The organism is Mesorhizobium sp. RCAM 05104 (assembly GCF_059683645.1).
The window spans coordinates 2362734-2374859 of sequence record NZ_CM185033.1; the positions used below are offsets into that span (position 1 = coordinate 2362734).

Consider the following 12126-nt stretch of genomic DNA (forward strand, 5'->3'; position numbering starts at 1 on the left):
CGCTAACTGTCCCGCGCGACCGCTTCGCGCTCAGGGAAACGGCTGCGGTTGCGGTCGAGATTGATCCGCGCACCTTCACGGCCGAGATGGCCGAAGCCTGGGGAGCAGCCGGCGTGAACCGCGCAAGCCTCGGCGTGCAGAGCTTCGATCCCGTTGTTCAAAAAGCGGTCAACCGGGTGCAGAGTGAGACGCAAATGGCGGCTGCCGTCGAAGGCTGCGCCGGCATGGAGTAAGCCGCATCAATTTCGACCTGATCTTCGGTCTCCCGCATCAGACGGTGCAGTCCTGCGTCCAGACCGCGACGGCGGCGGTCGCCATGCGCCCCAACCGGCTTGCGGTGTTCGGCTATTCGCACATTCCGTCGCTCATAAATAATCAGCGCCAGATCGAGGAGACAGCACTGCCGGACAGCGCTGCCCGCGCCGAACAGGCTGCGGCCGTGGCCGAGACGCTGGTTGTCGCCGGCTACCGAGAGATCGGGCTCGACCATTTCACCTTGCCGGACGATGAGCTTACACTGGCGCAGAAAACCGGTCGCCTGCGGCGCAACTCCTGGGTTACTCGGCCGACACCTGCAAAACCCTGATCGGTTTCGGCGCGTCGGCTATCGGCCGCGTCGGCGAAGGGTACGTCCAGAACGAGGTTACACGGGATTCTTACACCCGGCACATCGCAGCTGGCCGTCTGGCGACGTCAAAGGGCTACCGTCTCACCGACGAAGACCGCGTGCGAGCCGCAATCATCGAGAGACTGATGTGCGATCTCGAGGCGGATGTGCCGGCAATCTGTGCCGGTCACGGATCTGATCCGATCCGTTTTCTCGATTCAGCTGAAGGCTTGGCGATGCTGGCCGAGGACGGGATAGTGGACATCGAAAAGGGTTTCATTCGCGTGCGGCAGGAGCATCGCTTTGTGATTCGCGCTGTTGCTGCCGCATTCGATGCATTTCTCGACCGGGTTGCCCCGTAAGCACAGCCATCGGCATGAGCGGAGGCCAAAGGGATTACCGCTCGTCGCTAACGGCTTGGGTAGCTTGGCGATGTTCTCGACGACCGTTCCGTGGCAGCGTGGTGGTCGCAATCCTTTCGAACGGACCCTGCCGAAGAAACCGCCTTTCTGCAGCTCGATTCGGCAACAGGTGGCTGTCCTTATCGACATGCCGCGGCTGGCCAGTCTGCCCTTCCGTTTCCTTCACTGGTGGTCATCTGTCGAACCGCGCCCACGAAAATGAATTCGCCGCTGACCAATGACGACGGCAGGTCGGATCGAGGCGATCTACGCGCAAACGTTTAGTGCCGATTGAAGGCGAGACCATCATAAGGATCGATCTTTAAGCCCCGAAGGTTTGGCGATCCCCGTATCCCTGTCCAGGTTTCCGGGGCGTGATTGTCGCTGACGCATGCGCGAGCTTTCTGCCCGGTTTGATGGGCCGCCGATCAGCGCCGCGAGCCGAATGCGCTTGACAAAGCAGCGCCGGCCCGTTCAATTCCAAGCATTCACCAGGGGAGTCCCGGCAAGGGGCTGAGATACTGCTGGCTTTCGCGGCGCAGTGACCCGTTGAACCTGATCCAGTTCATACTGGCGTAGGGACGGTGCAAGCGCTTTGCGGGAGTCACGCCCGAAGTCCTGTTTCGAACAGGCGGCCAAAGCGTCTTTTCATCCTTCCGGCACAGAACTGGGTCTCCAATGCACGAGCAAAGGAGCCTCAAGATGAATGCCCTCACCCCCGCCGTGTCGACGGGACCACTGCCCGCCTCACGCAAGATCCACAAATCCGGCGTCCTCCATCCGCACATCAAGGTGCCGATGCGCGAAATCTCCGTCCATCCGACGGCGGGCGAACCGCCCGTCACCGTCTACGATCCGTCCGGCCCCTATACCGACCCGACCGTCGAAACCAGTATCGAAAAAGGCCTCGCCCGGCTTCGCCATGAATGGATTACGGCGCGCGGCGATGTCGAAGCCTATGACGGTCGCCACGTGCGGCCGGAAGACAACGGATTTGTCGCTGGCGAGCGCCTGACACCGGAATTTCCGGTCCGCAACCGGCCGCTCAGGGCCAAGGCCGGCAAGGCGGTGACACAGCTTGCCTATGCGCGCGCCGGCATCATCACGCCCGAAATGGAGTTCGTCGCCATCCGCGAGAACCTCGGCCGCGAAATCCTGCGTGGCAAACTTGAGCGCGACGGCGAGGCCTTCGGCGCCGCGATCCCCGACTTCGTCACGCCCGAATTCGTGCGCGAGGAGGTAGCGCGCGGACGCGCGATCATTCCTGCCAACATCAATCATCCCGAGAGCGAGCCGATGATCATCGGTCGCAATTTCCTGGTGAAGATCAATGCCAATATCGGTAACTCGGCGGTCACCTCCTCGATGGCGGAGGAAGTCGAGAAAATGGTCTGGGCGATCCGCTGGGGCGCCGATACGGTGATGGATCTGTCGACAGGCCGCAACATCCACAACATCCGGGACTGGATCGTGCGCAATGCGCCAGTGCCGATCGGCACGGTGCCGCTTTACCAGGCGCTCGAGAAGGTCGGCGGCATCGCCGAGGACCTGACCTGGGAGGTCTACCGCGACACGCTGATCGAACAGGCCGAACAGGGCGTCGACTATTTCACCATCCATGCCGGCGTGCGGCTGCACTACATCCCGCTGACCGTTGACCGGGTCACGGGCATCGTCTCACGCGGCGGGTCGATCATGGCCAAATGGTGCCTGCACCATCACCGGGAAAGCTTCCTCTACGAGCATTTCGCGGAGATCTGCGACATCTGCCGCGCCTATGATGTGTCCTTCTCACTCGGCGACGGCCTTCGTCCCGGCTCGATTGCCGATGCTAACGACGCGGCGCAATTCGCCGAGCTGGAAACGCTCGGCGAGCTGACCCAGATCGCCTGGGCGAAAGATTGCCAGGTGATGATCGAGGGGCCCGGCCACGTGCCGATGCACAAGATCAAGCAGAACATGGACAAGCAGCTCGCCGTCTGCGGCGAAGCGCCGTTCTATACGCTTGGACCGCTGACGACGGACATCGCGCCGGGCTACGATCACATCACCTCAGGCATTGGTGCTGCCATGATCGGCTGGTTCGGCACGGCCATGCTCTGTTACGTCACGCCGAAGGAGCATCTCGGCCTTCCCGATCGCAACGACGTCAAGATTGGCGTGATCACCTACAAGATCGCCGCCCATGCCGCCGACCTGGCGAAGGGCCATCCGGCAGCGAAAGTCAGGGATGATGCCCTTTCCCGCGCGCGCTTCGAGTTCCGCTGGGAGGACCAGTTCAACCTGTCGCTCGACCCCGAAACCGCGCGCTCCTTCCACGACCAGACCTTGCCCAAAGAGGCGCACAAGCTGGCACATTTCTGCTCGATGTGCGGGCCGAAATTCTGCTCCATGCGTATCTCGCACGACATCCGCGCCGAGGCACAGAAGGAGGGCATGGCGGCGATGGCGGCAAAATACCGCGAGGGTGGCGATCTCTACATACCTGCTGACGAGACCGGCGCACCGCTCATGCCAGAGGCGCCGGAACCGTCATGAAGGTCTTGGTCAAAGGGGCCGGCGTCGCCGGCCTCACGGCCGCCTTCGAGTTCGCCACACGCGGCGCGGCGGTGACAGTTGCCGAGACAAGACATGCCCTCGGCGGCAATGCGTCGTGGTTCGCCGGCGGCATGCTGGCGCCATGGTGCGAGCGTGAAAGCGCCGAGCAGCCGGTGCTCGACCTCGGACGCGATGCCGCTGATTGGTGGGATGCGGCAACGCCCGGCCAGGTGACGCGGGCTGGAACACTGGTCTTGGCCGCGCCGCGCGATGCGGGCGAGCTCGACCGATTTGCCAGCCGCACGTCGGGCCATCGGCGTCTCGATGAAAATGAAATCGCCCTTCTGGAGCCCGACCTTGCCGGCCGCTTCCGCCGCGGATTGCTTTTCCCAGACGAAGCCCATCTCGACCCGCGCCTGGCGATGGCGGCACTTCATCACAGACTGTCGGCGATGGGTGTCGAATTCCGCTTCGGCGCCGATGCCCGGCACATTTCCGGTTTCGATCGCCGGATCGACTGCACGGGGATGGCGGCAGAAGACGACGGCCTGCGCGGCGTTCGCGGCGAGATGCTGATCCTGCGCACGCCGGACATTTCGCTGTCACGCCCGGTCCGGCTGCTTCATCCGCGCTTTCCGCTCTACGTGGTGCCGCGTACCGATCACCGTTTCATGGTTGGCGCGACGATGATCGAAAGCCAGTCCACAGGACCGGTCACGGCGCGTTCGATGATGGAGCTTTTGGGCGCGGCCTATGCTCTCCATCCGGCCTTCGGCGAGGCTGGCATCATTGAGACCGGCGCCGGCGTCCGTCCGGCCTTTCCCGACAATCTGCCGCGTGTCGAGGCATGTGGAAGCACCGTCGCGATCAACGGGCTCTATCGCCATGGTTTTCTTCTCGCCCCCGCCATGGCGCGCCAGGCTGCCGACCTGGTTTTTAGCCAAGACAGAACCAAGGAGCTTGCGGATGAAACTGATGGTCAACGGCGAAGTGCATGAGGTTGCCGCCACCACACTGGCCGAGCTGCTTGCCGCGCTCGACTATGAGGGCGATTGGCTGGCAACGGCCGTCAACAACGATCTCGTGCACAAAGCCAACCGCGCGGAATTCCAGTTGAGCGACGGCGACCGGATCGAAATCCTCTCACCCATGCAGGGAGGCTAGACCATGTTCGAGCTTTATGGAACCGAGCTTCCGTCGCGTCTGCTTCTCGGCACCGCTCAATATCCTTCGCCGACCATCCTTGCGGAGGCAGTCAAGGCGTCGGGCACGTCGGTGGTGACCGTCTCGTTGCGCCGTGAGATGGCGGGCGGTAGGGCCGGCGAAAAATTCTGGTCGTTGATCCGCTCGCTGGGTGTCAGAATCCTGCCCAACACTGCCGGCTGTCACTCCGCCAAGGAAGCGGTCACGACCGCGAAAATGGCACGTGAGGGCTTCGGTACGAACTGGATTAAGCTCGAAGTGATCGGCAACCACGACACGCTGCAGCCGGACGTGTTCGGCCTTGTCGAAGCAGCCCGCATCCTGTGCGAGGACGGCTTTGATGTATTCCCCTATACCACCGACGACCTCGTCGTCGCCGAGCGGCTGCTTGCGGCGGGCTGCAAGGTCTTGATGCCGTGGTGCGCACCGATCGGTTCCGCGCTCGGGCCGGTCAACATCATGGCGCTGCGCTCGATGCGCGGCCATTTCCCTGGCGTCCCGCTGATCGTGGACGCTGGCCTCGGACGGCCGTCGCATGCGGCCACCGTCATGGAACTTGGCTTTGACGCAGTCCTCCTGAACACGGCGGTCGCCAAGGCCGCTGATCCGGTCGGCATGGCGCGTGCGTTCGGCAAGGCGGTCGATGCCGGTCGTGAGGCTTTCCGCTCGGGAATGCTCGAACCGCGCGAGGTCGCCGTGCCGTCGACACCGACGAATGGCAGAGCAGTCTTTTCATGAAGCTCGATCCCTTCTACCTAATCGTCGACAGCGCCGCCTGGATCGAACGGCTGGTGCCGCTCGGCGTCAAGCTGGTTCAGCTTCGCATAAAGACCATGGATGAGGCCGGGTTGCGCGCGGAGATCCGCAAAGCGAAGGCCTTATGCGCCCAGCACCGCTGCCAGCTCATCGTCAACGACCACTGGCGCCTGGCAATCGAGGAAGGCTGCGACTTCGTCCATCTTGGCCAGGAGGATTTGCAGACCGCCGACCGTTCGCGGATTCGGGCAGCCGGCGTGCGGCTCGGATTGAGCACGCATGATCATATCGAACTGGAAACGGCGATGGCCGCCGAGCCCGACTATGTAGCGCTCGGCCCCATCTACCCGACCATCCTGAAGAAGATGAAATGGCCCCCGCAAGGGGTCGAACGGATCAACGAGTGGAAGCGCCGGGTAGCACCGATTCCTCTGGTCGCCATTGGCGGCCTCAACCCGGACCGGCTCGACGGCGTCTTCGCGGCTGGCGCGGACAGCGCGGCGGTGGTGACCGACATCACGCTGAACGACGACCCCGAAGCACGCACGCGAGAATGGATCGAAAAGACAGGCCGATGGCGCTGAGGCGAGACCCGCATGTGCTCGTCGTCGGTGGCTCGGACTCCAGCGGGGGTGCCGGAATTGCTCGCGATATCGAGACGATCTCCTCCATTGGCGTGCGAACCTGCCTTGCTGTTGCCGCGCTGACGGTGCAGACGCACGAAGCCGTCATGGAAATCCATCCTTCGCAGCCCGATCTTGTGGCCGATCAGATGCGCGCCGCGCTGCAGGCCAACACGGTGGCGGCCATCAAGATCGGCATGCTGGCGACTGCCGAGATCATCGTTGCCGTTGCGGCGGTGCTGCGCGAAAATCCGCAGGTGCCGGCAATCCTCGACCCCGTGCTCGCCTCGACCTCAGGCCGGGCGCTGCTGGAAGCAGATGCCATCGCTGTCATGAAGCGCAGTCTGATGCCGCTTTGCCGTCTCGTCACGCCCAATCTCATCGAGCTGGCGCTCCTTGTTGGCTCGGAACTGGCGATGGATGAAGACAGCGCGGTGTGGCAAGGCCAGGAATTGCTGAACGCCGGAGCGCAGGCCATTCTGATCAAGGGCGGCCATGCATTGGGACCTCGATCAACCGATATTCTGTTGCGCTCCGATCACGAACCAGTCCGCTTCGACACACCGCGTCTGGCTACGTCGATGCGCGGGACGGGATGCATGCTGGCCAGTGCGATTGCGGCGCATATGGCGAAAGCGAGCCCACTCGAAGACGGCGTGCGCGAAGGCAAGCTGTTTGTTTTCGAGACGCTGAAGGAGAATGCGGCCGCGTGACAGCGACCGCTTCATGTGCGCCACTTTGCGGTCCGTTTGGTCATACCGCCAGTATAGACTTCAAGCGCTGACACTCATGGACGGCCTTCGGACGGGGTTCCTTGCGTCGACGACCTCCGGTCACTGAAGGTTGAACTCTCGTCCGCAGGAGTGATCGCGAAGGTTCATGCGCGCTGTAACAAGCGAGATCCACGTCCGACCAAAATTGTCGAAGCCGGTCCGATGCGAGCCGGTGGTCGCCACCTGATCAGCACCTCGCCATTCGCGTGCAGCGCTGCAACAGATCCTTCAAAGAAATTCATAGAACTCTTAGCAACTCAAAACCGGTGTGAATGGTATGTTATCGAAACATCTGAGGTTAGCGGGTCAAAACCGAGGTGACGCGACTACCGAACAGCATTCAATCTCTGTTTAGCGGCAATGGCAAGAAGATCATCTCTCATCTTGGTCGCTCGAACACCGCCACCGTCTTCTCAAGACAAGTACATGCTTGCAAAACAGGCGTGTTCCCTCGCGACCAGCGTGATTGTCTGGGCATTTGGAGGCAAAAACAAGATTTTTTCGAAGGCTGTAGCATCGACGGAGAACGCCAAGTGACAAAGTCAGTAGGACGGGCGCCCAATTTTTCCATATGGCTTGATGCTGACCAATGATGACACTGGTCAGTCGCCTACGCACGGCAGCGCATCTTGATCGCCTTCGGATCCTGGGCCTTTGCGCCCATGCGGACCTAACTGTCTGCCAGCTAGCGGAGATTTTGGGTCTGCGTCGCGAGCAGGTTGTGCGACACGTCCGGCTGCTCGTCAGAGCCGACTTTCTTTGGAGCAACGAACAACGTCCCTGGTCCTCGTACCATCTCAAAGCAGGAGGCAAGGACGGCGGTCTGGTTCAATTCTTGGTCGATCTCCTGCCCCACGGCGATGGCTATCATAAACGAGACCTACAACGGCTCGAAGCGACACAAGACGCGCGGTCGAAGGAGACCGCCTGCTTGCTCGTGAACAGATCAATCCAGTTGGAGCGCGAGACTACAATGGACAACTCCTCGGACCGCGCGATCGTGCTGCCCGACACCCCCGGACGGTCTCCCTTGGCCGCGGTCGATTACCGCGTTCACGAACTGCTTCTAAGACAAGAGCGGCAGGAGCGAACAACGCTCAAACTGATCGCTTCTGAGAACTTCGCCTCATCGGCCGTGCTGGAAGCGACGGGCTCGATTTTCACGAACAAGTACGCCGAGGGGTACCCCGGTGCGCGCTACTACGCGGGAAACGAGATCATCGATGAGCTTGAGAACCTCGCCATTGAGCGCCTGAAGGCGCTATTTGGCAGTGAACACGCCAACGTCCAGCCTTATTCCGGCTCGCCGGCCAATCAGGCTGTCTATCGCGCGGTTTTGAGCCCGGGAGACAAGGTGATGGGCTTGTCCCTCCCGGGTGGGGGTCATCTGACACATGGATGGGCCGTCAACTTCTCAGGCACTGATTACAAACGCATCCCCTATGGGCTGCACGAAAAGACGCAGCAGATTGACTATCACCGCTTGCGCGAGACGGCCAAGCGGGAACGGCCGAAACTTATTTGGGTCGGCGGAACTGCTTATCCCCGCGTTTTTGACTATGCGGCAATGGCGGAAATCGCTTCGGAGGTGAACTCCTATCTCGTGGCCGACATCGCGCACATAAGCGGCCTCATTGTCGCGGGAGCGCACCCGAACCCCGTCGGCCATTGCGACGTCGTCAGCAGCACGTCTCACAAGTCAATCCGCGGTCCCCGCGGGGGCTTCATTTTGTCAAGGAATGAAGATCGCTATCAGGCGCTCTATCATCCGAAAAGCAAACACAATCTGGCCAAACGTATAGACCGTGCGGTGTTCCCTCTCCTGCAGGGCGGACCGCATATGAATATCATCGCCGCTCTAGCTGTCACTTTGCAGGAAGCCGCGAACCAGTCCTTCCGTGCCTACGGTCAGCAGATCGTCAAGAATGCCAAGGCGCTGGCTCAGGCGCTCCTGGAGAGAGGGTATGATCTGGTCACCGGTGGGACTGACAATCACATGCTGATCCTTGATCTGCGCGATCGGCCACTGTCTGGCAAAGCCTATGCCGAGCGATTGGCAAAGGCCGGCATCATTACGAATTTTAACATGGTGCCGGGCGACCCGCGCCATCCGGCGGTCACAAGCGGAATTCGCCTGGGGTCGCCAGCAGTGACGTCGATGGGCATGCGCGAGGCGGAAATGGCGCAGATTGCCGCCTTCATCGACCTGGTCTGCCGCCAGCCCAATGATCCGGATGTCCATGCCTGCGTGCGGAAAGACGTCGCCGACTTCTGCGCTGCGTTCGATGTCCCTGGCATCACCGACAGGTAAGGCGGGCAAATCGAAGGTCGCCACCTAACTGCAACATCTGAAACGAGGACATTCAATGACTAGGCAGTTCGTATTCTCTTCCGAATCCGTCGGCGCGGGACACCCGGATAAGATGGCCGACAACATCTCGGATGCCATCCTCGATGCGATCCTCCGCACCGATCCGAAGGCGCGAGTCGCGTGTGAAGCATTGGTGAAGACAGGGATGGTCGTTCTCGCCGGCGAGATTACCAGCGATGCGCAGATCGATTACAGCCAAGTAGCCCGCGATACGATTGTCGATATTGGATACGATGACGATGCGATCGGCTTTGATGGTCGGCGTTGCACCGTCGTTTTGGCTCTCACAGAGCAGTCGCCCGACATTAGCCAGGGCGTTGACGAGGGGCGAGGGCAGGATCTCGAGCAGGGAGCGGGGGATCAGGGCCTCATGTTCGGGTTCGCATGCAGCGAGACCGATACACTGATGCCCTTGCCGATCCAGCTCGCTCACTGCTTGACGAAAAGACAGGCAGAGGTCCGCAAAGCGGGACAGCTGAGCTGGTTGCGTCCGGACGTAAAATCTCAAGTGTCCATCCGCTATGAAGGTTTGCGCCCGGTGGCGCTGGATACCGTAGTCCTGTCGACGCAACATGCCGAGGAGGTCACACAAGAAACAGTCCGAGAAGGCGTCATCGAGGAGATCATCAAGCCGGTCTTGCCGCCCCACCTGGACACGACGGGAACCAGGTTCTTGGTCAATCCAACGGGGCGGTTCGTAGTCGGTGGGCCGCGCGGCGACTGCGGCCTCACTGGACGCAAGATCATCGTCGATTCCTATGGTGGGATGGGGCGTCACGGCGGCGGCGCCTTTTCGGGCAAGGACCCATCCAAGGTTGACCGCTCGGCTGCCTACGCGGCCCGGTATGTCGCGAAGAATATCGTGGCTAGCGGACTTGCGGAAGTCTGCGAAGTTCAGCTTGCCTACGCGATCGGTGTGGCCGCTCCGGTGTCTGTCCTGGTCAACACGTTCGGGACCGCGAAGATCGCGGAAGAAAGGATCGAGCGGCTCATTCTTGAGCTGTTCGATCTCAGACCGAAGGGCATTATCAAGATGCTTGATCTCTTGCGCCCGATATACCACAAGACCGCCACGTACGGGCACTTCGGCCGCGAAGAACCCGAGTTCACCTGGGAGAGGACGGACAGAGCGGATGACTTGCGGCGCGAGGCGGGACTCGCCGCCGCGCAAGGGCCGACGCCGGATCGATCGCCATGCGGAAAGTCCATTCCAAGCGGACCGTTGAGCGGAGACTTTGATGCCGGATTATGACGTGCTTTGCATCGGCAATGCCATTGTCGACATCATCGCCCAGTGCGACGAGGAATTCCTCGAGACCAACGGCATCATCAAGGGCGCGATGAACCTCATCGATCCAAAGCGCGCCGAACTGCTCTACAGCCGCATGGGCCCGGCGATCGAAGCGTCCGGCGGCAGCGCCGGCAACACGGCAGCCGGCGTCGCCAGCTTCGGCGGTCGCGCCGCCTTCTTCGGCAAGGTCTCCAACGATGCGCTCGGCGAGATTTATGCCCACGATATCCATGCGCAGGGCGTCGCCTTCGACACCAGGCCGCTCAAGGGCGAGCCGCCGACGGCGCGCTCGATGATCTTCGTCACGCCGGACGGCGAGCGCTCGATGAACACCTATCTCGGCGCCGCCGTCGAGCTCGGGCCCGAGGACGTCGAGGCCGACAAGGCCTCGGGCGCCGCGGTTACCTATTTCGAAGGCTATCTGTGGGACCCGCCGCGCGCCAAGGAGGCGATCCGGCAGACGGCCATGCTGGCGCACGCTGCCGGGCGCGAAGTGTCGATGACCTTGTCGGATTCGTTCTGCGTCGACCGCTACCGCGACGAGTTCCTCGAGCTGATGCGCTCGGGCACGGTCGACATCGTCTTTGCCAACAGCCACGAGATCAAGTCGCTCTATCAGACATCGTCCTTCGACGAGGCGCTGGCCAAGATCCGCAAGGACTGCAGAATAGCCGCCGTGACCCGCTCGGAAAAAGGCTCGGTGATCGTGCGCGGCGACGAGACCGTGGTCATCCAGGCGACCGCGATCAAGGAACTGGTCGACACGACAGGCGCCGGCGATCTTTACGCCGCCGGTTTCCTGCATGGCTACACGCAAGGCCGCGACCTCAAGACCTGCGGCGACCTCGGCTCACTGGCGGCCGGACTGGTGATCGAGCAGATCGGCCCAAGGCCACGGCAGAATTTGCGCCGCGAGGCGGAACAGGCGGGGCTGCGTCAGGCGGACATCTCGAGGAGTAGCTGCTCACCTCCCCCTTATGCAGGCGGTCCAGGCGAGCGCGGATAAATCAAAATGTCGCACGCGCATCCGCCGGTTTTCCGCTGTGTTTCAAGTTGCCGAAATTCAGACTTTGACGCCACCTGCCGGTAGCAGTCTAGGATCTTGATCATCACGACGCCGAGGCCTGCCGCAAGTCGCTCAAGAGCCGGGATCATGTGATTGGCTGATTTGCCGGCCCCTTATCGGCATCCACAGCCTCCTGGAGAGCGACTGGAAGGCAACAGCTGACGACAACGATCCAAGCGATTTTGGGCAACATTGCCCACAAGTTAAAGACGCGATCACATAACCACATAAACATTTCTTTATGCGGCATTGACAAGAGAGTGGGCTGCTGTGATTGTCTGCGCGTCGTGGTTCTCCGTACGGCGTTGCCACAGCGGAGCTAAGAGGGAAGCCGGTGCGATGCCGGCGCTGCCCCCGCAACTGTTAGCGGCGAGCCCACCCCTAATGTCACTGAGGAAAACAGCCTCGGGAAGACGGGCAGAGGCTATGACCCGCGAGCCAGGAGACCTGCCACGGCGAGCAACGTCCACGGGCGGGGTGTCTCGGTGGTCGCGGCA

The 12126-nt window shown here is 61.7% G+C and carries 8 protein-coding genes, 2 pseudogenes and 2 riboswitches; all 10 genes and pseudogenes read left to right on the plus strand.

What is annotated here, in order from left to right; genetic code table 11:
• Window positions 1-14: 14 nt before the first annotated feature.
• Window positions 15-969, plus strand: a pseudogene (locus AC56QP_RS11770) (radical SAM protein); the annotation flags it as partial.
• 522 nt (window positions 970-1491) lie between these two features.
• Window positions 1492-1608, plus strand: a riboswitch (TPP riboswitch).
• A 102-nt stretch (window positions 1609-1710) separates the two neighbouring features.
• A complete protein-coding gene (thiC, locus tag AC56QP_RS11775; RefSeq protein WP_489859591.1) occupies window positions 1711-3546 on the plus strand; it encodes a phosphomethylpyrimidine synthase ThiC in 1836 nt (611 codons plus the stop codon).
• Entirely contained in the window at window positions 3543-4544 is a 1002-nt protein-coding gene (gene thiO, locus AC56QP_RS11780; protein WP_489859590.1) for a glycine oxidase ThiO, read from the plus strand. Before thiC ends, thiO begins: the two co-directional genes overlap by 4 nt.
• On the plus strand, window positions 4513-4710 hold the full coding sequence (gene thiS / locus AC56QP_RS11785; RefSeq protein WP_481829827.1) for a sulfur carrier protein ThiS: 198 nt from the start codon (window positions 4513-4515) through the stop codon (window positions 4708-4710). Before thiO ends, thiS begins: the two co-directional genes overlap by 32 nt.
• Window positions 4711-4713: 3 nt before the next feature.
• Window positions 4714-5487, plus strand: coding sequence for a thiazole synthase (locus tag AC56QP_RS11790; RefSeq protein WP_489859589.1), 774 nt, complete (start codon window positions 4714-4716; stop codon window positions 5485-5487).
• Complete coding sequence (locus tag AC56QP_RS11795; RefSeq protein WP_489859588.1) at window positions 5484-6089, plus strand: thiamine phosphate synthase; 606 nt, start codon at window positions 5484-5486, stop codon at window positions 6087-6089. The genes AC56QP_RS11790 and AC56QP_RS11795 overlap by 4 nt, the downstream gene beginning before the upstream one ends.
• The gene (locus AC56QP_RS11800) at window positions 6080-6841 is read left to right on the plus strand and encodes a hydroxymethylpyrimidine/phosphomethylpyrimidine kinase (RefSeq protein ID WP_489859587.1); all 762 of its coding nucleotides are present in this window, start codon (window positions 6080-6082) and stop codon (window positions 6839-6841) included. The genes AC56QP_RS11795 and AC56QP_RS11800 overlap by 10 nt, the downstream gene beginning before the upstream one ends.
• A gap of 1033 nt (window positions 6842-7874) precedes the next feature.
• Window positions 7875-9212, plus strand: coding sequence for a serine hydroxymethyltransferase (glyA, locus tag AC56QP_RS11805; protein ID WP_497101057.1), 1338 nt, complete (start codon window positions 7875-7877; stop codon window positions 9210-9212).
• Window positions 9213-9267: 55 nt separating this feature from the next.
• Window positions 9268-10524, plus strand: coding sequence for a methionine adenosyltransferase (metK, locus tag AC56QP_RS11810; protein ID WP_489859586.1), 1257 nt, complete (start codon window positions 9268-9270; stop codon window positions 10522-10524).
• Window positions 10511-11497 (plus strand): annotated as a pseudogene (locus tag AC56QP_RS11815) (adenosine kinase); the annotation flags it as partial. The gene metK and the pseudogene AC56QP_RS11815, both read left to right, overlap by 14 nt.
• A 403-nt stretch (window positions 11498-11900) precedes the next feature.
• Window positions 11901-12098: riboswitch (cobalamin riboswitch) on the plus strand.
• Window positions 12099-12126: the final 28 nt, after the last annotated feature.

Coding starts and splice junctions, on each gene's coding strand:
- AC56QP_RS11790 (WP_489859589.1), top strand. CDS start 4,714: ATGTTCGAGCTTTATGGAACCGAGCTTCCGTCGCGTCTGCTTCTCGGC.
- thiO (WP_489859590.1), top strand. CDS start 3,543: ATGAAGGTCTTGGTCAAAGGGGCCGGCGTCGCCGGCCTCACGGCCGCC.
- glyA (WP_497101057.1), top strand. CDS start 7,875: ATGGACAACTCCTCGGACCGCGCGATCGTGCTGCCCGACACCCCCGGA.
- AC56QP_RS11795 (WP_489859588.1), top strand. CDS start 5,484: ATGAAGCTCGATCCCTTCTACCTAATCGTCGACAGCGCCGCCTGGATC.
- thiS (WP_481829827.1), top strand. CDS start 4,513: ATGAAACTGATGGTCAACGGCGAAGTGCATGAGGTTGCCGCCACCACA.
- thiC (WP_489859591.1), top strand. CDS start 1,711: ATGAATGCCCTCACCCCCGCCGTGTCGACGGGACCACTGCCCGCCTCA.
- metK (WP_489859586.1), top strand. CDS start 9,268: ATGACTAGGCAGTTCGTATTCTCTTCCGAATCCGTCGGCGCGGGACAC.
- AC56QP_RS11800 (WP_489859587.1), top strand. CDS start 6,080: ATGGCGCTGAGGCGAGACCCGCATGTGCTCGTCGTCGGTGGCTCGGAC.